Origin of the sequence: Pontibacter mangrovi (assembly GCF_006385705.1) — a bacterium.
GTDB classification, from domain to species: Bacteria; Bacteroidota; Bacteroidia; order Cytophagales; family Hymenobacteraceae; genus Pontibacter; species Pontibacter mangrovi.
Genome location: NZ_VFRQ01000014.1, coordinates 34,051 through 55,144 on the forward strand (window position 1 = coordinate 34,051; position 21,094 = coordinate 55,144).

Annotated in this window: 18 protein-coding genes and 2 tRNA genes; 10 read left to right on the forward strand and 10 right to left on the reverse strand. The window is 50.9% G+C overall.

All coding sequences use genetic code 11. The features are described 5' to 3' along the window. The 3 genes from FJM65_RS18770 to gap form a co-directional block, all read right to left on the reverse strand. Entirely contained in the window at window positions 1–885 is an 885-nt protein-coding gene (locus FJM65_RS18770; RefSeq protein ID WP_140623606.1) for a diacylglycerol/lipid kinase family protein, read from the reverse strand. Window positions 886–990: 105 nt separating this feature from the next. Then, window positions 991–1,842, reverse strand: coding sequence for a universal stress protein (locus FJM65_RS18775; RefSeq protein WP_140623608.1), 852 nt, complete (start codon window positions 1,840–1,842; stop codon window positions 991–993). Between the two features lie 244 nt (window positions 1,843–2,086). Beyond that, a complete protein-coding gene (gap, locus tag FJM65_RS18780) occupies window positions 2,087–3,079 on the reverse strand; it encodes a type I glyceraldehyde-3-phosphate dehydrogenase (RefSeq protein ID WP_140623610.1) in 993 nt (330 codons plus the stop codon). 200 nt (window positions 3,080–3,279) lie between these two features. Between gap and FJM65_RS18785 the strand changes: the two genes are divergently transcribed. The 4 genes from FJM65_RS18785 to uraH all read left to right on the forward strand — a co-directional run bounded on the left by FJM65_RS18785 (window position 3,280) and on the right by uraH (window position 5,386). Next, window positions 3,280–3,351 (forward strand) — tRNA-Glu (locus FJM65_RS18785). A 456-nt stretch (window positions 3,352–3,807) separates the two neighbouring features. Beyond that, window positions 3,808–4,365, forward strand: a complete 558-nt coding sequence (locus FJM65_RS18790) for a Crp/Fnr family transcriptional regulator (RefSeq protein WP_239023023.1) — start codon at window positions 3,808–3,810, stop codon at window positions 4,363–4,365. Between the two features lie 105 nt (window positions 4,366–4,470). Beyond that, the gene (locus FJM65_RS18795) at window positions 4,471–4,962 is read left to right on the forward strand and encodes a heme-binding protein (RefSeq protein ID WP_239023024.1); all 492 of its coding nucleotides are present in this window, start codon (window positions 4,471–4,473) and stop codon (window positions 4,960–4,962) included. Between the two features lie 16 nt (window positions 4,963–4,978). Then, a complete protein-coding gene (gene uraH / locus FJM65_RS18800) occupies window positions 4,979–5,386 on the forward strand; it encodes a hydroxyisourate hydrolase (RefSeq protein ID WP_140623616.1) in 408 nt (135 codons plus the stop codon). Between the two features lie 375 nt (window positions 5,387–5,761). On the opposite strand, the gene FJM65_RS18805 is transcribed toward uraH, so the two are convergent. Then, a complete protein-coding gene (locus FJM65_RS18805; RefSeq protein WP_140623619.1) occupies window positions 5,762–8,188 on the reverse strand; it encodes a TonB-dependent receptor domain-containing protein in 2,427 nt (808 codons plus the stop codon). A gap of 316 nt (window positions 8,189–8,504) precedes the next feature. On the opposite strand from FJM65_RS18805, the gene FJM65_RS18810 reads away from it, so the two are divergent. Then, a complete protein-coding gene (locus tag FJM65_RS18810; protein ID WP_140623621.1) occupies window positions 8,505–9,581 on the forward strand; it encodes a sensor histidine kinase in 1,077 nt (358 codons plus the stop codon). Next, window positions 9,562–10,317 carry a LytR/AlgR family response regulator transcription factor gene (locus FJM65_RS18815; RefSeq protein ID WP_140623623.1) on the forward strand — a complete coding sequence of 252 codons (756 nt, stop codon included), beginning with the start codon at window positions 9,562–9,564 and terminating at the stop codon, window positions 10,315–10,317. Before FJM65_RS18810 ends, FJM65_RS18815 begins: the two co-directional genes overlap by 20 nt. Before the next feature lie 138 nt (window positions 10,318–10,455). On the opposite strand, the gene FJM65_RS18820 is transcribed toward FJM65_RS18815, so the two are convergent. After that, window positions 10,456–11,571, reverse strand: coding sequence for an acyltransferase family protein (locus tag FJM65_RS18820; RefSeq protein WP_140623625.1), 1,116 nt, complete (start codon window positions 11,569–11,571; stop codon window positions 10,456–10,458). A gap of 259 nt (window positions 11,572–11,830) precedes the next feature. On the opposite strand from FJM65_RS18820, the gene FJM65_RS18825 reads away from it, so the two are divergent. Then, the gene (locus FJM65_RS18825) at window positions 11,831–13,945 is read left to right on the forward strand and encodes a PAS domain-containing sensor histidine kinase (RefSeq protein ID WP_239023025.1); all 2,115 of its coding nucleotides are present in this window, start codon (window positions 11,831–11,833) and stop codon (window positions 13,943–13,945) included. Window positions 13,946–14,120: 175 nt separating this feature from the next. Further along, entirely contained in the window at window positions 14,121–16,280 is a 2,160-nt protein-coding gene (locus FJM65_RS18830) for a glycoside hydrolase family 97 protein (RefSeq protein WP_140623627.1), read from the forward strand. 94 nt (window positions 16,281–16,374) lie between these two features. Here the strand turns inward: FJM65_RS18830 and FJM65_RS18835 are convergent, their stop codons facing one another. Together FJM65_RS18835 and FJM65_RS18840 are read right to left on the reverse strand one after the other, a co-directional pair. Continuing rightward, the gene (locus tag FJM65_RS18835; protein ID WP_140623629.1) at window positions 16,375–16,971 is read right to left on the reverse strand and encodes a hypothetical protein; all 597 of its coding nucleotides are present in this window, start codon (window positions 16,969–16,971) and stop codon (window positions 16,375–16,377) included. A 123-nt stretch (window positions 16,972–17,094) separates the two neighbouring features. Next, complete coding sequence (locus FJM65_RS18840; protein WP_140623631.1) at window positions 17,095–17,931, reverse strand: MBL fold metallo-hydrolase; 837 nt, start codon at window positions 17,929–17,931, stop codon at window positions 17,095–17,097. Between the two features lie 157 nt (window positions 17,932–18,088). Here FJM65_RS18840 and FJM65_RS18845 point away from each other — a divergent pair, with 157 nt between their 5' ends. Next, window positions 18,089–19,096, forward strand: coding sequence for a hypothetical protein (locus FJM65_RS18845; RefSeq protein ID WP_140623633.1), 1,008 nt, complete (start codon window positions 18,089–18,091; stop codon window positions 19,094–19,096). Window positions 19,097–19,171: 75 nt separating this feature from the next. On the opposite strand, the gene FJM65_RS18850 is transcribed toward FJM65_RS18845, so the two are convergent. The 3 genes from FJM65_RS18850 to FJM65_RS18860 form a co-directional block, all read right to left on the reverse strand. Next, window positions 19,172–19,888: an SIMPL domain-containing protein gene (locus FJM65_RS18850; protein WP_140623635.1), complete on the reverse strand. Its 717-nt coding sequence runs from the start codon at window positions 19,886–19,888 to the stop codon at window positions 19,172–19,174. Between the two features lie 154 nt (window positions 19,889–20,042). Then, complete coding sequence (locus tag FJM65_RS18855) at window positions 20,043–20,378, reverse strand: hypothetical protein (protein WP_140623637.1); 336 nt, start codon at window positions 20,376–20,378, stop codon at window positions 20,043–20,045. A gap of 69 nt (window positions 20,379–20,447) precedes the next feature. Then, a complete protein-coding gene (locus FJM65_RS18860; RefSeq protein WP_140623639.1) occupies window positions 20,448–20,723 on the reverse strand; it encodes a hypothetical protein in 276 nt (91 codons plus the stop codon). Between the two features lie 200 nt (window positions 20,724–20,923). Between FJM65_RS18860 and FJM65_RS18865 the strand changes: the two genes are divergently transcribed. Then, window positions 20,924–20,995 (forward strand) — tRNA-Glu (locus tag FJM65_RS18865). Window positions 20,996–21,094 lie beyond the last annotated feature (99 nt).

Here is a 21,094-nt window from a genome sequence, read left to right on the forward strand (position 1 = left end):
CTAAGGCACCAGCACCCTCAGCGACAGCGGCCGCATGCGTACTTCAAACTTGCGCGCTTTGCCCATGTAGTCACCGTCTACATGAAACATCATCTCCTCCTCTGTCTCAACCGTTACCTGCTCCGCCGTTTTAAAGTACTCTGCACTACTGGCATTGGCCAATTGCTTCGTGAGCATGCAGTAGCTAATATCCAGCGCCTTAACTAGGTCCATCCGGCGCACCAGGCACACATCCAACAAGCCATCCCGGATATCGGCCAAGGGCGCTATGTAAGCATTGTTGCCATACTGCGCCGCGTTGGCAAAAGCCATGACGTAACAGTCGGTTTCCAGGGAGTTGCCGTTTATACTTGCTTTTACGGGCAAATGGGTATAGTTGCGCACCTCCTTCATCACCAACTCTACATAGGTCTGCAGGCCGCGCTTTTGGTTACCGGCAAACACCGAGCTGATGTAGGCGTCGAAACCGATACCGGCAGTGGTAAAGAAGGGAAGCCCGTTTATCTCGCCGCTGTCTATGGTCGTGATGTTCTCTTGGTTGAGCACCCGCAGCGCCCCGTCTATGTTCATGGGTACCTTGAGGTGGCGCGCCAGCCCGTTGCCCGAGCCTTTGGGAAGTATGGCCAGCGCCGTGTCCGTGTTTAACAGCCCGCGGGCTACTTCGTTCACGGTTCCGTCACCACCGACGGCCACCACCACCTCCACGCCGGCATTGGCTGCCTCGCGGGCCAGTTTTGGTGCATGGCCGGCATACTCCGTATACACCAGCTCATACTCAAACTTCTGGTGGTTCAGGTGCTGTTGTATGCGGGCAGTCACATCCACGCGGCTCTTGGGTCCGGATGTTGGGTTGATGATAAACCTGACTTTCGTGCGCTTGCTCATATCTTCGGCGTTGCCTGTAGCACAAAAATACCTTTTTTCGGGCGTTAATAAAAAAAGCCTGACGCTTGTACAGGCATCAGGCTTGAAGTTATTTATTTGATTAGGCTATTTCAGGTGAACCGTGAGCACCGGCACGCGGGTATGGTTTACCAGGTCTTCGGCGATGCTTCCGCTCAGCAGGTGCGACAGGCCGGTTCTGCCGTGGGTCGCCATCATGATCAGGTCAGCGCGTATGTCGTTGGCAAAGTGCAGGATGCCGTCTTCTTCCAACACATCGTTGTACACGTTTATAGTATAATTCTGCAGGCCATACTTGTCGGCGGTGTGCTGCAGCTTCTGGCGCAGGTTAGAACTCGACTCAAAAGCGCCGGGCGTGTTGATGTAAACCAGGTGCAGGCGGGCATCGAACAGCTGCTGAAACTTCTTAAACTCGTTCATGGCAGTGCTGATCTCGCGCTTGAAGTCTGAGGCCAGCACAATCTCCTGCACGTCAAAATCCGGGTTGCGGTGCTTTACGGTAAGCACCGGGCAATCAGCAGAGCGCACCACTTTCTCGGTGTTAGAGCCTATTAAAAACTCGTCCAGGCCGCTGGAGCCCTTGGAGCCCATCACCACCAGGTCCACATGGTCCTCTTTTATCGTTCTTTTGATTTTGTTGATCGGCCTGTCTACATCCACCTCCTGCACGACATCCACGCCGTCGTGCGGCACGGTACGCAACAGCTCGTTCATCTGGTTTTTAGTTGTTTCCAATAGCTGCACCATAAACAGCTGCTCCATACTATCAGAGCCAACCATGGTGTCGCCGGTGGCGCTGAAGTTAGAGGAGTAATAAGGCGCCTCCACTACGTGCAGCAGCTTTATGGCAGCCCCCGTGCGGCGGGCAATCGAGATGGCTACTTCGTAGGCATTGCGCGCCTCTTCCGAAAAATCAGTGGGTACTAAAATCCTTCTCATGTTTTGTGCGGTTTAGATGGATGTATGTTTCCTGTTGTGATACGCAGCTGAAAGTATAACCGGCAAATCCATAGCGCATACTTCAGTGCTATAAGTTACGCAAAAGTATAGTCCTTTTATAATATACACGATGATCTACGTCATTTTATACTATTATAAGAAAGGACTTGTTTGCATAGGCCGCAAAAACAACGGGCCAACCCCTGGAGGCCGGCCCGTTATACTTCCATAAGAAACTGTTTAATTAACCAATGCGCGTGATCAGGTCCGCAGCACGGTTTGAGTAGCCAGTCTCGTTATCGTACCAGCCCACCACTTTTACCAGCGTTTCGTTGGCAGAAGTCATCTCGGCGTCAAAAATACAAGAGCTGGTGTTACCCACGATGTCGATAGAAACGATCGGGTCTTCAGTATACTCTAGTATACCTTTCAGATCGCCTTCCGCGGCCTTTTTCATGGCAGCATTGATCTCCTCTTTCGTTACCGGCTTTTTCAGGATGCAGGTAAGGTCAGTCAGGGAGCCATCTGGAATTGGCACGCGCATGGCCACGCCGTCCAGTTTGCCTTTCAGGTGAGGCAGCACCAGTCCTACGGCCTTAGCGGCACCTGTAGAGGTTGGCACAATAGAGTAAGCGGCGGCACGGGCACGGCGCAGGTCTTTGTGCGGACCGTCCTGCAGGTTCTGGTCAGCCGTGTAAGCGTGCACTGTGGTGATATAGCCTTTCTCGATGCCGAAAGCATCATCCAGCACCTTCGCCATAGGCGCAAGGCAGTTGGTCGTACAGGATGCGTTCGAAACGATGGTCTCGTCGCCAGTCAGCACGTCCTCGTTCACGCCCAGCACAACTGTTTTAATGTTGCCTTTGGCCGGAGCAGAGATCACTACTTTTTTGGCACCGGCTTCCAGGTGGCCGCTAGCGCCCTGCTCATCCACAAAGCGTCCTGTAGACTCCAGCACGACGTCTACGCCCAATTTGCCCCAAGGCAGGTTCTTCGGCTCGCGCTCCGCAGTGATCTTAATTTCATTTCCGTTCACGATGATGCCACCTTCAGAAGCCTCCACCGTGCCATTGAACTTGCCATGCACAGAGTCATACTTTAGCAAGTGTGCCAGCGTTTTTGTATCTGTCAGGTCGTTGATCGCAACCACCTCTACATTTTCTTTCTGAAGCAGGGCCTTAAACGTAAGCCTGCCGATACGGCCGAAACCGTTAATTGCAACTTTAATTTTAGACATGGTATCTAGTTATTGAGAGTTTTTTAATGTTGCTAAGTTACGATTTAGCATAGTGTAAAGCCAATATTTTTTTATCACCTCATCTTGAAAGGCTTACGTATAAAACCAAAAAATATTTTCGCAGAGATATTGTATATCTGGAAACACAAGCTATATTTGCACCGTCAATCAACAAGAACGACACGTTATAGTAAACATTCGGCCCGTTCGTCTAGGGGTTAGGACGCCAGATTTTCATTCTGGTAACAGGGGTTCGATTCCCCTACGGGCTACTGAAAGCCGCTTCAGGTAAAACTGGAGCGGCTTTTTTGATGTACTTCAGCATCACAAATCGTAGAAGTAGACTCCCCCTAGAGCTGAGCGCCAGACCATTGCAATACGTTACACTTGCAAACAGGCCATAGGCGAATGCGGCACCTCTTTCTCCCTAATACTACTGTACCTGTTACGGCAACAGAAAACCGAGCTATAGTTTAGTTAGCTTTTGTCTATATGATAAACCGCTGTCTGTGAAGCTATAAGTAGGCTCTAGACGCGCCCTGCAACAGCTTTGGTCTTACCGCTCGCACACTGCTAGCAAGTCACAGCTTACATATCTCTATGCGGCACAAGAATTTAAAAAACTTTGCTGCCTGCGAGCGGTTTATCTCCAAGCTCAGACTGAGATCACGCTGCTAGCCACCTATTAATTTCAGAAAAGTACGACTACGGATACCATGTATAGCCTTTTGAAAGCTTTTATAAAAAGCAGAACAAGTATAGATGACGCCTCCCTGGATTCAATCTGCTCTCACTTTGCGCTGGTAAAAGCTAAACGAAACGAGCTTTTGCTCAACTACAGCGATACATGCCAGCACTATTATTTTGTGAACAAAGGGAGCATTCGGCTTTACACCATTAACAAGGAGGGAATTGAAACAACGCGGTTCTTCGCCTTTGAAGGAGGGTTTGGGACAGCCCTGCCCAGCCTGATTGATCAGACGCCCGCACGCGAATACATGCAGACCATAGAAAAATCAGAGCTGCTCAGAATCTCCAGAACTGACTTCTATCGCTTAGTTGACACCGTGCCTCAGTTCGCATTCATCTACAGGCAGATTCTGGAACTGGGTTTTATCACTGCCCAAAAGCGTATCTACGGTTTTCAGGGGTTTGATGCAATGGAAAAAGTAAAATGGCTTGTCCAGCACCAGCCAAACCTATTGACTCGCGTCTCCAATAAAATGGCCGCCTCTTACCTGGGCCTCTCCCCTTCTACCCTAAGCAGGATAAAAGCCAGGCTTTGAAAACGTTGACCTAGGGCAATGCTTTTCACAAGAAGCGCGGGTAATTTTGTAAAAAATTGATATATTACTCATTTACTAAAGTTACTGTTACTCCTGCTCATCCCGGTGGTATCGCTGGCACAGACCAGTACTCATCAGGGGCAAACTGAAAAGCAGGCAAAGACAAAATACACAGCCGACGCGCACCAACTCACCCTGGAGGCAGCCTCGGAGCTGACAAACCGTGCCCGGGCTGCGGCCAAATCGTTGAACAAGGATGTGAGCATTGCCATTGTGGATGCCTCGGGGCAGGTGATCATGCTCACGCGGGGCAATGGTGTGGGCCCACACAATACCGAAGCGGCCAGAAGAAAAGCCTATACCTCGCTCTCCACCAAAACGCCTACCCTGCAGCTGGCACGCAACGCCAAAGCCAACGCCGATACCGAAAACCTGGCTAACCTTCCGGAGCTGCTACTGCTGGGCGGCGGTTGCCCCATCTGGTACAACGGACAAATTATCGGAGGAATTGGCGTAGCCGGAGGCGGCGGTCCTGAAAATGATCACAACATTGCCAAAGCTGCGGCTATAGAAGAGGCAGCCATACTTATACATTAAACTTTATACTTTCACTATGAGAAAATTAATTTTATGCCTGGTATTTGCGCTGGCAGCAAGCGTTGCCTTTGCACAGACCAATACCTACCAGTTATCCAGTCATATTCTGGATGTGTCTACCGGCACCCCTGCCCCAGGCGTACCGGTCAGGTTAGAGAAGCTGGATGAGAAGACCCAGTCGTGGAATCAGATTGATGAGAAGATAACGGATAAGGACGGACGCATTAAGGAGTTTCTGCCCTCTAAAAAAGATAATAAAGGCATTTACAGACTCCGTTTTATAATCGCTGACTATTTCAAAAGCCAAAAAACGGAAAGCTTCTACCCTTTTATTGAGGTAGTGTTCCAAATCAAGGACAACAACCACTACCACGTTCCCATCACGCTGTCTCCTTACGGTTACGCCACCTACAGAGGTAACTAACACCATTTTCTGGAGAGTATCCCAACCGGATGCTTCTAAAACACGGCCATACGTTGGTTACCTCCCCTTACTATTTTATGCATAACAAACTGCCCCACTTCCTTCACGGAGTGGGGCATACTTTTGATCTACACAGGTTAAACTTACGGGGAACAGTCTCACACTCTAGGAAAGATATTATCCAGTTTTATACTTTCTGCTAGAAATGCAAACGCTTCCTTCTCGTTCCTGCTATTGCCCTAGATTTTGATGACATTAGATTCGCATCTCTATGACACACAGCGTATTGACACATAACCTCATACCTTATTGCTCTATGAATATGATGCGCCAACCTACCAACTTGAAACCAGCCTAAAACTTAATGGTTAAGGTTTAATTTCCACCTGCTCTGTTCACTTCGTCCAGGTTGACATTGCGCTTCTTCATGTTTACTTTCTCGCCTTTGTTAAAGCGGTAACGCAAATTAAAGCGGAAGCTCTGGGTGCCCTGGTACTGCTCTGCGCTGATGGCGTAACCTTCTACCTGTGTCACTCCCTCCAACATTTTGCTGCGGAAAATGTCTGTCACGTTCAGGCTCAGGTCCAGCTTGTCGTTCAGGAAGGAGCGCTTCAGGCCGGCATCTACCCACCAGTTCCCATGAAGCTCGTATAGGCCATAGGCCATTGGGCCGCGGTAACCGGCGTTAACTTCCAGGCGCACGCTTGCCGGCAGTTGCACGTTGTGGTTCGACTGGGCCATAAACGTTACCTGCTTGTTCTCCAGCACCTGGTCGCCCCTCCTTTGGGCAAAGTTCTGGTAAAGCAAGGTGGCGCTGTTGTTCATTTCCCACTTGGCAGATACCCGCATCGGGGCCACCAAGGTAGCACTCGCGCTCTGCATGTCATCCACGTTCTGCTGCTGAAATAAGGTTACCTCGTCTGATGATGTTTTGGCAGGAACCTCTACGATAAAATCCTTGGTAACCGCGTAGTCCAACACCAGGTTGTAGCGCTGCTGCAGCGTTTGGGTAACGGAGAACGAATGCGTGTACTGTGGCTTCAGGTCAGGATTTCCAAGCACCACAGAGTATGGATCCAGGTAAAACACGAACGGGTTCAGCGCACTATACCTTGGCCTACTGATGCGGCGACTGTAGTTGTAGCTGATCTGGTAGTTCTCACTCACATTTTGCTGCAGGAACAGGCTTGGGAACAGGTCCAGGTAAGACTTTTTGGTGCGCTCGTTCAGCGTTACTGATTTCCCGTTTGTGAAGGTTTGCTCGGCGCGCAGGCCTCCTTGCAGATTCCATTTTTCACCCAGGCTCGCAGAATAGTTTGCATAAGCAGCGTAGATGTTCTCTTTGTAGATAAAGTGGTTGCTTCTGCTGCTATCGAGTACGTTCTTACCGTCTGCTGTTTGGTAAAACCTGAGTTCGTTGTCAGACACCACGCGGCTTGCCTTGGCGCCTAGTTCCAGTTTGCGGCCTTTCCCGAGCGGCTTGGCAAAGTCGGCTCTGGCGGCGTAGATATCATAGTTGCTCGGATTCTCGGAGGTAAGCAAGTCCGTCAAAACAGGTGAGTTATTACCCAGGCTGTCATACTTGTTCAGAAAACGCGACTCATCTTCGCTCGTTAGTCTCACGTAATCCAGGTCGGCTGAAAGTGACGTGCCGAGCGAGTCCAGTTTGCCCAGGTAGTGCAGGTTAAGGGTAGTGTTGCCATAGTCAGTCTTTGAGTGGTTGTCTGCCTTTATATACAGGTCGTTCTCCGGCTGGCTGTCGCGCAGGTAGGCGTTTGTGTTGACCCTGTCTTCTGTGTTGTAAAAAGAAGCGTTTGCCAGAAACCCGACGCTTTGCTTGCTGTTCAAAGTATAGTCTGCGCCTAAGCGCAAGGCAGGTATAAAGCGGGTGCCTTTCTCCACTACATTCTGATTGAGTGTTAGCCCCTGCTTCTCCAGGTAAATACGCTGCATGTCATTGGTGCGGTAGTTGGTACGTTCGGCCAGATCCAGGTTCACAAACGAGCTCCACTTGCCCTGCTTATAGTTCAAATCCGTACCGGCGGTGTAGCCATGAAGTTCGCAGTACTGATACCCGGCATACACACTCCCGTTCATGCCGCCGGTTGTGTTCTTTTTCAGGTTGATGTTGATGATACCGGAAGCACCCTCTGCCTCATACTTTGCGGAAGGGTTGGTGACAATCTCCAGGTCCTTGATGTTGTCGGAAGACATACTCTGCAGCAGGTTCTGCAGTTCTTTACCGGAAAGGTACGCTCGTCTGCCATCGATCATGATCTGCACGCCGGCTTTGCCGTTCAGCTGGATATTGCCGTCCTGGTCCACCCACACACCCGGCGACTTGGTAAGCACCTCAAAGGCTGTCGCACCTGCAGCCATGGCCGTTCCCTCCACGTTCACCACTGTTTTATCGGCATGCGTTACTACGGTCGGGCGCATGGCCTGTACGGTTACCTCGCGCAGCAGCTGGGCATCCTCCTTTAGAGTTATCGCCCCAAAATCTTTGCTGAAATCGCTGCCCGTCACTTCGAACGGGGCAGTCTCCGTGGAAGTATAGCCCACCATACTTAGCTTCAGTTTATACTTTCCGGCGGCAGGCGTCACGATCTGGAATCCGCCTTCCATGTCGGCAATCGTACCGGTCACCACCGCTTCGTCTGTTGCCTTCAGCACCGCGACATTCACAAAGCCGAGCGGCTGGCCCTGTCCATCCTGCACAGTACCAGAAAGTATACCTTGTGCGATGGCCTCTGAACCGATTACGGAGAGGGCCAGGAAAATCAGGAATAGATAACGTTTCATAGTTTTATTTTTTAAGTTTTACATCCGTTTTTCCTTCAGCTCTGTTGCTGAGGTATGACAAAGATGTTAAGCCCTAAGAGCCTAAGAAATCTGATGCTGATGAACCGGGATCTGAGGGGAATGAACCCGGATTTGGGTGAGATGAATTGGAATGCCTTCCGGATGAAAAAGCCGTTTAAGGTAATGAAGCGGTCACCATAGTATAAGTTCACCGCCAAACCTCCTGTTTGCTTTTGACTTGCAAATAGATTTAATTCGATCCGAAGATGAGCCGTAACCTAATCCCCTCCCGATAGCATGTTTTTGACCTTTTGTAATGTGTAAGATGCGCGTGAAGTATAAACCCTTCCTGAAACAGGTTGCTACCGCCGCGCTCACGACGGTACTTTTATACTATGCCTTGGTGTTTGTACACCAAGGCACCATCTGGCTCTTTAACACGGGCATACTGGTGGAGTTGGTAATTGCCTTTTTCTTCCTGCTGGCTATCTTCGTGTCGAACAGCTTTATTTCCAAAGCCTATACATCAGGATATTTCAGCCGCCTTTCAGGTAGCTGGAAAGCAGTTTTAGAAGGCATTACGGTGGTCATCAGTAGTGTTATACTTTGTTTCGTGCTTTACTATGTTCCCTACAGGGTCATCTATTACCTGGCAGATACAGAAGTAGAACTGTTGCCCGAACGGGTACGGTTGGCCTATGTCATCAGCAGTGTGGCGTCGCTTTTCTTCTACTACTTCGTGGAGCGCCAGCGCAACATAAAACAGCTTCAGGCCGAGCACCTGCGTGCCGAGCAGCTGCAGAAAGAGAACTTTCGGGCGCAGCTGGAGTCGCTGAAAAACCAGGTGAACCCACACTTCCTGTTCAACAGCCTGAACGTGCTCAACTCGCTGATCTATGTAGATCCGGACAAAGCCGCCACCTTCCTGAGCCAATTGGCTGAAGTATACCGCGCGCTGCTCGACAGCGGCGACAAGCAACTGGTACCGCTTGAGGAGGAGCTGCACCTGGCAAACGCCTACATCTACCTCATGCAAACGCGCTTTGGCGACAATGTGCAGTTCCAGGTGGATGTTCCGCCCGCTTGCCTACACCTGCAACTCCCCCCTACTTCGTTGCAGATGCTGCTGGAAAACGCCATCAAACACAATGGATCCACGGCAAACAAGCCGCTGCAGATCAGAATTTATACTTCTGAGGATAAGCTGGTGGTGGAAAATAACCTGCAGCCCCGGCTGGAGGGGGTAACCTCCACCAAGGTTGGGCTGCAGAACATCAGCAGCAGGTATAATTATTTTACCCATGAGAAAGTGGAGGTCGCGCAAAATGAGCAGACTTTTACCGTAGCTTTACCTTTACTTGATGTAACCCGATATGAAAGTAGTTATAGTTGAGGATGAGCAACTGGCGGCCGATGCCTTGGCTGCGATCGTGAAAAGGCTTCGGCCGCAGACAGAAATTCTATCCAAGATCGGATCGGTGGAAGAGGCTGTGCAGTGGTTTAACCTGCACCAGGCACCAGATCTCGTCTTCTGCGACATCCACCTTTCTGATGGTAGCAGTTTTGAGATCTTCAGGCAGGTAGCCATTAGCTGCCCGGTCATCTTCACGACTGCTTATAACCAGTATGCACTAGAGGCTTTTAAAGTAAACAGTATAGATTACATACTTAAGCCTATCAAGGCAGAAGATGTTGCCCATGCCCTGAAAAAGTATGAAAGCCAACAGCGTCCCTTACCGCAGGATTTGAGCCAGCTGCAACATCTCTTGCAGTCACAACAGCTAAAGCAAGCAAAATCAAGGTTCCTGGTAAAGCTGGGCCAGGCCATTAAAACCATTCCCGTGGAAGAAGTATCCTACTTCTGGGCAGAAGAAGGGGTCGTGTTTCTTGTGACAAAGCAAAACAAACGCTTTATCATTAACTATACCCTGGACCAGCTAGAAGAGCAACTCGACCGCGCTATCTTCTTTCGGGCAAACAGGCAGCTTATTTTGCATATCGATGCTGTGCAGGAAGTACGACCCTACTTTAAAGGCAGACTCTCCGTGCTGTTACACCCTGCCACTGAAAAAGACATTATCATTAGCAGCAGCAAAGCTCCGGATTTTAAGGATTGGCTGAATATGTAGCAGGTAAGACACTATAAAAATCTGTTTCAGGTAAAACTAGAGCTGATTTCTACAACATCTCGGCTAATACAGCCGGTTCAGTTTATACTCTCTCACTGATTTATTTAAGATCAGTATTCTAAAGTATAACCATGGCTCCTACTCCTGCCGCTGCCGCCATTTGCTGCTCAGGTACCTCCTGACAGGGATATCATACCCCACCATTACGAGATAGGCAAAACCTATCAATATAGCCGTCCCTACCGACACGACAAGGTACAGCTCGGTTGTGCCGGGCTTGCTGCTCAGGAAATAGTTGCCAAACATCCAGATAGCGGCGTAATGGGTCATGTACAGGGGGTATGAGATCTTTCCGGAGAACACGCACAGTTTTTTCAGCTTTGGTGAGAGGCTGGAACCGGCTCCCAAGGCAACAAGCAAAGGAAAATAAAACAGCACCACCAGGGCCTCTGCCACCCAATTCCATTCAAAATGGGGCATCACAAAAGCCAGCGACAGCAAAGCGGCCAGGCCAACGAACCCGAGCCTGTTTTTAATTATCCAGTTGGAGCGATAGATCAACAGTCCGGCGGAGAAGGAGTAGGCGATACGGGCACCGCCATCCCAGAAGTTCTCCCCTGCCCAGCCCCCCAACAGGTTCCCGGCGCGATAACTGACAAAGCAAAGAGTAGCGGCTGCCAACACGGTCAGCACGATTAAATAGCGGCGGGAGAGTTTGCAGAGCACAAGGGCGTAAACAATGTTAGCGACGTATTCCCAAAACAAGGACCACGAAGGGGCATTGAGGCCGAACAGGTTAAAACCACGGTCTTCCATCACCGGAAAAGGTATGAGCAGAGCGGAGCACACAAACAGCAGGATTAGCTTGCCCGTGCCGTATTGCCCGGCGTAGGGGGCAAACGGATCAAAGAGCAAGGCCAACAAGCCCAGCACCGAGCCAAGCATAACCAAGGGGTGCAGCCTGATCAGCCTGGCCTTAAAGAACCCCATGATTCCCATTTTACCCAAGCGGTCGTCATAGGCGTACCCGATAACAAACCCGGACAGGCAGAAAAAGAAGTCCACGGCCAGGAAGCCGTGCCCGATGAAATTCTTCCCGGAATCTGGGGCGTAAATCCACTCCATGAAATGAAAGACCACAACGGCCAAAGCCGCTACGCCCCTTAACCCATCGAGGATAACAAAGTGCTGTTTCGTGTGTTGGATAACCGGGCTTTTTTCTAGGTTCCCAGTGTTTTCTTTAAGCTTATTCATTGCTTTTGTGAGGGTAAAATGCTTTCTGCCGCGCTCCGTTGGCAGGGTCTTTCCGCAGTAGCAACTGACGGATAAAGCCTCAATATATCAAGATTATCGCATCTTAGTGTAGAAAAATTGCCGGAAAAAATAAAAGCATAGAGGAAATATTATACTTAACTTAGCAAAACGTATAAATCACAATGCAGCCCTGTGGCCGTACACGCTTCACCGTCGGCCAAACTAGCGCCGAAAACATACTTCGATTAGAACAACCTGTATGCTTGACAATAAAATAGAAGACTCTACGAACAGTTCTTACGACTTCCTTCGAGGAGGAGGAGAAATGGGGCAGTTGATGAGGTCTTTCGACTGGGAAAACCATCCGCTTGGCAGCCCTCAGAAATGGCCTGAAAGCCTGAAAACAAATATCCGCCTGCTGCTCAACTCCAGTTTTCCGATGTTTATCTGGTGGACAAACGACCTGTACATGTTCCACAATGATGCTTACTTGCCAGCCTTGGGTAACAAACACCCCAAAGCCCTGGGCGCGAGCGCACGCGAAATGTGGCGTGAGATCTGGGGTGACCTGGGCAAGGTGGTAGACGGTATACTGGAAGGCGGCACCCCTTTTTATGCGGAGGCGCTGATGCTGATGCTGGAGCGAAAAGGGTTTGCAGAAGAAACCTACTGGACATTTTCCTATAGCCCTGCCTTCGACAGCAACGGAGCCGTGAACGGTATTTTCTGCGCTTGTCACGAAGTAACTTCCACTGTCTTGAGCGAGCGGCGGCTAAAAACGCTGAAGGAAATATCCGAAGTATATACCCAAATCCATACCATGAAGCAGGCAAGCCAGTTTTCCTGCGATATTTTGCTTAGGAACAGCAAGGACCTCCCTTTCAGCCTGGTATACCTCCTGAACAATACCGCCACCAGCGCTACACGAATAGGTATGGCAGGATGCATTACGGAAGCGTATGCCCCTCAAACGCTATCGCTAACCAAACCCGGTGCACCCTGGCCCCTGGCAGAAGCATTGAGCTCTAAAACCATGCAACTGGTAGACTGTGCGCCGTTACACCTGCTGGCAACACAGGAAGGCAATTCTGAAAAGCTGATACAGGCAGCGGTTCTCCCGATCATTCGGCCCGGCCAGAATCAGGTAATTGGTTTTTTAGTGGCGGGCATAAGCCCGTGGCTGGAGTTTGACAACAAGTATAAAGGTTTCCTGACGTTAATTGCCAACCACATCGGAACCACGGTTACAAGCGTGCAGGCCCGGGAAGAGCTGGCGCGGCAGCAGGCCTACCTCCAGGAAGTATTTTTACAAGCTCCGGTGGGTATATGCATTCTGCGTGGCCCGCAGCACATCATAGACCTGGCAAACCCCGGCGTGTGCGAGATCTGGGGCCGCAAACCGGTAGAAGTTCTGCACAAACCTGTGATAGAAGCCTTGCCGGAGGTAGCCGAACAGGGCATTATTGAGCTGCTGGACAAGGTAGTAAACACAGGGGAACCCTTTGTAGCCACAGAACTGCCTTTGCAACTGGAGCGCAATGGAAAAATGGAAAAGGTATACCTCAACTTTCTGTACCACCCCATGTATGACCCGCAGGGCTTTATCGCCGGCGTCATTGCCGTAGCCATAGACATAAGCGAGCAGGTGAAGTACAGGCAGTCGGTGGAGGAGCTAAATAATGAGTTGATGGCCACCAATGCCGACCTCGATAACTTTGTATACTCTGCCTCTCACGACCTGAAAGCCCCAATCTCTAACATTGAGGGGTTGATGGAGGCTCTGCTTGAATACCTTCCGGAAGAAACCCTTAATTCTGCCCCTGTAAAGCGAATAACGGATTATATTCTGAACTCCTTGAACAGGTTTAAACGCGCTGTGACCGACCTGACCGATGTAACCCGTATTCAGCGACAAGCCGGCGATGACGTAGGCAGTATCAGGCTGAGCGAGGTAGTAAACGAGGTGCTCCTTGATTTTGACATGCAGCTGCAGGAAACAAACGCCACTGTGGAAAAGAATTTGGACGATACGCTTACCGTGCATTTCTCCGGCAAGAACATTCGCAGCGTGGTGTACAACCTCATCAGTAACGCCATAAAGTATAGGTCTCCGGACCGGCAGCTACACCTGCGCATTACCACTATAAAAACGCCGCAGCACACGGTCTTCTCGGTGCAGGATAACGGCCTCGGCCTTAACATGCAGAAGGAAAACAAGATCTTCTCCATGTTCAAGCGCCTGCACGACCATGTGGAGGGCTCCGGTGTAGGGCTTTACATTGTGAAGCGGATAGTGGAGAACGCGGGCGGCTCCATTAAAGTGGAGAGCGAGGAAGGCGTTGGCTCCACATTCAGCGTATACTTCCGGCAGTAAGGCTGCAGCCACTCCTACGTTACCCCTCGCAGGTCAAATTTTAACTGCAGCAAACGAAAGTTTAGTTGCCAAGGGATAAAACGCCCCGCTGCCTGCTATACTTAATGGCGGCTGCACTATGAATGCCGCGTTATCTTTAACGACAAACATTCAACGATTCACAACAAACGTCTCTATGAGTACAGATCAGTTTAGACAGAAGGCACACAGAATTGCCCTGTTTCTGTTTTTCTGTGCCTTTACCACCCTGGTAAACGCGCAGGTTATCACCTCCCCCGACAAGAACCTCAGCATGAAGTTCGAATTGACGGCAAAAGGCGAGCCCACCTATCAACTTACCTTTAAAAAGAAGCCTGTCATTAAGCAAAGCAAGATGGGAATTGCCACGCAGGATGTACCCTCCATGCTGGAAGGCTTTAAAGTGGTAGATACCAAGCAGAATACAGTGGACGAAACCTGGGAGCCTGTTATGGGAGAGCAGAAAATGATCCGCAACCACTACAACGAACTCTTGGTAACGCTGGAGCAGTCGGAGCCGAAGGCGCGCCACATAAACATCCGCTTCCGCTTGTTTAACGATGGCCTTGGTTTCCGCTATGAGTTTCCGCAGCAGGAGAACCTCAATTACTTTGTAATTGAAGAAGAGCATACGGAGTTTAACCTGACCGGAGACCACAAGATCTTCTGGATTCGGGGCGACTACAACACCAACGAGTATGCCTATACCACTTCCAAAATCTCGCAGATCCCGAACCTGATCGAGAAGGCCACCATCGATGTGCACGCTCAAAACCCGATCGATACGCTATCGGTGCAAACGCCCTCGATGATGAAGACCGACGATGGCCTGTACATCAACATACATGAGGCGGCGCTGGTAAACTACCCAGCCATGCACCTGAACGTGGACCCGGTAAACTTCCGGATGAGCTCGCACCTGACCCCGGACGCCGTGGGCAACAAAGGCTATATGCAAACGGAAACACAGTCGCCGTGGCGCACCATTGTGGTGAGCGACAAAGCCACCGACATTCTGGCCTCGCGCCTGATCCTGAACCTGAACGAGCCTACCAAGTATGAGGACGTGTCGTGGATTAAGCCGACGAAGTACATTGGCGTGTGGTGGGAGTATTTTGTGAACGGCAAAAGCTCCTGGGCCTACAGCACCGAGACAAACGTAAAACTGACAGACGACTTCACGAAGTTCACCCCGAATGGCCGCCACGGCGCCAACAACGAGAACGTGCGCCGCTACATCGATTTTGCAGCCGAGAACGGGTTTGACGCCGTGTTGGTGGAAGGCTGGAACATAGGCTGGGAAGACTGGTTCGGTAACTGGAAAGAAAACGTGTTCGATTTTGTGACGCCATACCCTGACTTCGACGTGAAGGCGCTGAACGACTACGCGCACTCCAAAGGCGTTAAGTTGATGATGCACCACGAAACGTCCTCCTCGGTAGTGAACTATGAGCGCCGCCTGGACGAGGCCTTTACCTTTATGAACAAGTATGGCTACGATGCCGTGAAGACCGGTTACGTGGGCAAGATCATTCCGCGCGGTGAGCAGCACGACGGCCAGTGGATGGTGAACCACTATATTTATGTAGCCAACAAGGCCGCCAAGTATAAAATCATGGTGAACAGCCACGAGGCCGTGCGCCCGACCGGCTTGCACCGCACCTACCCCAACTGGATTGCGCAGGAGTCTGCCCGCGGAACGGAGTTTGAGGCCATGGGTGGTCTTGCCCCGGACCATACCACAATTCTGCCCTTCACACGCCTGATGGGTGGCCCGATGGACTACACTCCGGGTATCTTCCAGACGGATATGTCGATCTATGGCGGCAACCAGCGCGTAAACACCACGCTGGTAAAGCAGCTGGCCTACTACGTGACCATGTATAGCCCGCTACAGATGGCCGCTGACCTGCCGGAGAACTACGAGCGCTTCCCGGACGCTTTCCAGTTTATCAAAGACGTGGCCGTAGATTGGGACAATACTTGGGTGCAGGAGGCAGAGCCCGGCGACTATGTGACCATCGCGCGCAAGGCTAAAGGAAAGAACGAGTGGTACGTAGGCGGCATCACCGATGAGAACTCCCGCACGGCAACCATCAACTTTAAGTTCCTGCCAAAGGGCAAGAACTTTGTGGCTACCATCTATGCCGATGCCAAAGACGCCAGCTGGAACAAGAACCCACAGAAGTATACGATCCGAAAGGTACGGGTAGACTCCAAAAGCAAGCTGAAGCAGTACATTGCCCCAGGCGGCGGTGTGGCTGTGAGCGTGAAAGAAGTTAGTAAGGATGAATTGAAAGGCCTGAAAAAGCTATAGAAGCTTACAGGCAAGTATAAAGAAAGGCGGTGCAGTAATGCATCGCCTTTCTTGTTTTATAACCGCCCAGTCGGGCTGAGCTTAAATTTATACTTTACTCGCGGGGCGGGTTGATCATGATATGGGCGCCGTGTGTGCCGGGGTACATGATCCAGGGCATAGCGGGCCCTTCCGGCTTCAGAGGCAAACCCGTGCTTTCGGCAGTGGCGTACGGGATGTACACCACATAGCGCAGGTAACCGTCCTTCACCTCGCCGGTGTTGGCATTAAAGCCTTCTGCGGGGGCTGTGTACACGAAGAGCGTGGTGGGCTGCTTTGGCATTTTCAGTTTGCCGCTCTTGGCCTCCTCTTCACGGGTTTCAAATATCGCCTTGTGGTCTTTGCCGGCTTTGCGCAGCTCGCGCCCACGGGCCATAAACGGCTCCAGGTCTTTGTGGTAGCAGGCCGCCGAGAACCCCTCCTGTGCCGGGTCGTCTGCCAGGCAAATCAGCTCGTTGCTGCCTTTCCGCAGCGTTACCAGTTCTCCGGCTTTGTTGTACCCATACACTGTGGCGCCCTCTCGTTTATCGGCTGGGGCAGCCAGCACAGCGGCTTTAATCTGAGCCTCTGCGGCAGGAACCGGGGCTTTCTGCTGTGCTTCCGCACGCCAAGCTAAAAGCGCCATAAAAGCAAGTGCAAGCGTCTTTTTCATATTGTTCTGATTAAGTATGTTGTTGAGGTGATGTAAAAGCTATCCTTAAAAAGTGACCCAAGGCCTACCTCCGTAACGAAAGAATTTCTATAAAGATATTGCTTTTTTATTAGACAGTCGGCTCTACAGCGCTATTACCTCCTCAAAAAGGCTCATCTGCTGGCCAACTGACTTGGCCACGCCTGGTTGGTGATGCTGGCTAATGGCGAAGACCGGCGTCTCTTCAAAGCGCGAGGCCACCACCACTTCTGTGCCCTCTGCGTGCAGCGAGAAGATATCCTGCACCAGCTTTGGGGAGTTATTGTCCTTGGAGAGGTGGGCCAGCAGCAGGTGGCTCATAAATTCGGGCTTGTAGGCCGTAAAGAGCGCCAGCGCCTGCCGGTTAGATAAATGCCCACTACCGCCCCGGATGCGGTTTTTGAGGTAGTATGGATAGCGGCCCTGCTCCAGCATGCCCTCGTCATAGTTCGCCTCCAGAAAGGCTGCGTGGCATTTCTGGAAGTATGAAATAACGTTTTGGCAGGGAGCGCCGATATCGGTAAACACGCCCACCGTTACCTCCTGCCCGGACACTATAAAGCTGTGCGGGTCGCGGGCATCATGGTATTTGGGAAAAGCCGTTACTGCGAGTCGCCCTACCTGCACCGGCTCATGCGCCTGAAAAGCTAGCAGCTGCAACCCCGAGAAGTCGAGGCGGGCGTTATGCAAGGTGCCCGGCGTGATATAAACCGGCAGGTTATACTTGCGCGCCAGCACCGGAATACCTTTTATATGGTCGCTGTGCTCATGCGAGACAAAGATGGCCTTCACCCTGCTCATCTGTAACCCCAGCCGCTTCATGCGCCTTTCCACTTCACGGCACGAAATGCCCACATCCACCAGCACGGCTTCGCGCTCGTTTCCGATGTAGTAGCAGTTACCGTTGCTTCCGGAATTTAGGGATGTGATAGAGAGTGGCATCGCACAGCAAAAGTAGTACTTTTCCGGCTGCCATTCAACCCAAGTTTTGAAGGTAAAAAGGCAGAGAAGTAGAAAGGTAGAAGAACGATAGGCGATTAACAAATAATCGACAACGAATAACTAAACTTAGCTTGTGTATCTTTGCACTTCAGTAACTATGCTAGATATGATAGACCTTACTTTATATGACCCGTTCGAGAAAATGCAGTTTACCGATACCAACTGCTTCTTGTGCGGCACTATTATTACCAAAGAGCACCGTGCCCCTGTGTTTGCCGAGTGGCTGCAGCACAAGTATAACCTGCAGCACAAGGAGCTGCTGATGCTGGATAAAAGCGTCACCACCTTCAGCCAACTGACGATCCCCTGCTGCGACCGCTGCCACACACACCACCTGATGCCGCTGGAGCACGAAGTAGCACAGGCCGCCGAAAAAGGCATGGAGGGTTTGCGTGCTTTGCCGCCGCAGCGCCTGTTCCAGTGGATCGGGAAAATGTACTATGGCACCCTCGTAACCGAGCTTATCAAAGAAACTGACCCGCTGGTGATGCCGCAGTATGCCGTAAGCGAAGACCCTAAAATGCTGGGCAAGTTCCGATCCTTCTTCCAGGTGCTGCAGTCGCTGCGGGTGCCCATGCAGTTCGCCGATTTTCTACCTTGCTCCCTTTTCCTGCTGGAGGTAAGCCCAACCGAGGACACACTCCCGTTTGAGTACCAGGATGAGCTGACCACCATGGCCTTTAGTATAAAATTGGGTTCGGTGGCCATCGTCTGCACGTTGCTGGATAACGGCATCATCAAAAAGGCGCTGGGGAGGCTGTACCAGGTAACAGAAGGCCAACAGCTGCACCCCATCCAACTGGCGGAGTTTAAGGCGCGGATATTTTACGCCGCCTACATTTTCAGCGTGGTGCCCGAGTATTTTATCCGCCCTGTGAAGCCTGAAGATGACCACCTGGTGCTGGACACGCTAATTGACGATGTGACGAACGAGATCTTCAACCCTTGGGAAATGACGGCCTATGCCCACATGCTGGAGGAGATGCTGAAGCCCTGGGACATAAGGGAGCAGCAAATTCTGCAGAACCCGCACCAGCCACTTAGCTTCCTGCTGGACGAGCACAACAAGTATAAACCGATGGAGCATTTTGTAAAGCCGGCCTAACTCCCCCAAGGTATAAAACAGAAGCGGCGGCACCCATAACTTGGATGCCGCCGCTTCTGTTTTATACTTCTGAGGTTATTCAATTACAAAACTCACGTCCACGGTAGAGGTTATCACCAGCTCTCCTCCGGCTATGGTAGGTCCGCCGGCGCTGTCATAGGCAGCCGACTCCATCATCGCCATTTTATACATAGGTCTGGGGCCTCCCCCGTTGCTGCTGCCCTCGTTAATGGCATACACCCGGCCAAGCTTGGCGCCTAACTCTGATGTTAACATAGAGGCTTTATCTTTGGCGTTGGCCACGGCTTTTTTGCGGGCTTCCGCTTTATACTTCTCTACATCCGATACCTGAAACTGCACCCCGTCTACGCGGTTGGCGCCTGCCTCATACAAGCCCGACAGCAGCTCGTCGAATTTGTCCATCTTCTTTACCACCACTGTCATGCTCTTCTGAGCCATGTAGAACTCCGGATTCGTGCGGCCATACTCTCCGCCAGGGTAAACGGGGTTGAGCGTAACATAAGATGTCTGGATATGACGGTCATCCACGCCTTTCTTTTTCAAGTAACTGATAATGGCTGCGGCTTTCTTGTCGGTTTCCTTTCGTGCCTCATCCAGCGTTTTACCGCGGGTCTCCACGCCAAGGTTCACGACCACCTCGTTTGGCTGCACCCGCACCTCCCCGGTGCCCGACACACTCACCAAGGGCGGCAGCGACTGCCCCTGCTGCGCCTGCACGGCAAAGGCAGACAGGAAAAACATACACAGGAGCACTAGATTCATCTTCTTCATAGTAGTAGGATTAGAAATTTTAAGATTAACGTAAATATAGCGTATTACTATATACAGGCAGCCTAAACAAACCCCGTGCCACAAGTATAAATACATGCAAAAGCCCTTTGCCGGGCATGGCAAAGGGCTTTCTTTATTTTGCAGGAAGCCTGTTTTAGGCCTCTTCATAGTCATACTCCTCATCATCAGAAGAACTGTAGCGCGAGATCAGGATGGCGCCCACCGTAAGCGCGCCGGCAGCCAGAATAAGCTGTGTCGTGGTAAATCGTCGGCTGGCCTTCAGGATGATGTGGCCCATGTCCTGCATCAGATCCGGCAGTTTGTCGTGCCTCCCCTGAAAAACGTGCATGGCCGACTCTACCGTTTTAGACATATCGTGCGGCTGCAGCATCTGCAGGACATTCCCTTCCTGGCCCTTCTGGCTTTTGTTTTGTTGGTTATTCTTATTTGTATTATTGTTATTCTGATTTTGCGAGGTATTATTTTCCATAGTTTTACAAGGTTTTAATTTTTTGATTACTGAAGTATACGTCCCCGGCCTAAAAAGTGTATAGCCTGCTTAGTGAAGCGCTTTACCGCCATGCTGCACTAGCAACTCGTCCAGGCGCGTCTGCAGGGTGTCTTCGCTTACCATCATACTTGCCGGGAACCCCACTTTTAGGTCTTCCAGCCGCAGCTGCTCTGTGGCCGCGTCGTAGTTATAGCGCCCTGACACGCCCTTTTCGCTGAAGCTCCCGTTGTTTGCCTGCAGGCTGATACCATAGGTCTGCAACTTAGTTTTTAGCTGCTCAAAGGCTTCAGGTTTTACTCCTTCGTACTGTAGGTTTTTTGCCATACTTCCTGTTCGTTTGGTAGTGGTAAATGGGTTTATACTAACGCAAGAAGCTTTTATTTGTTAACATTTGCCAATGCTGGCCTCCGCAAATTTTTTCCCTCTGATTGTCAACGGTATTGCTTTAACCAATCAAAAAGTTTTACCGATGCTATTGCAGTTAAAAAAACACCCGCTATATTTGCACCACAATCAGACAGAACGGCCCGTTCGTCTAGGGGTTAGGACGCCAGATTTTCATTCTGGTAACAGGGGTTCGATTCCCCTACGGGCTACAAAAGCCGCTTCAGGTAAAACTGGAGTGGCTTTTTTTTTGCGCTTCGGTCGCTGCAGAAACATACCCCCCTCTTCTTCAGCCTAAAACTTGGCCCTAA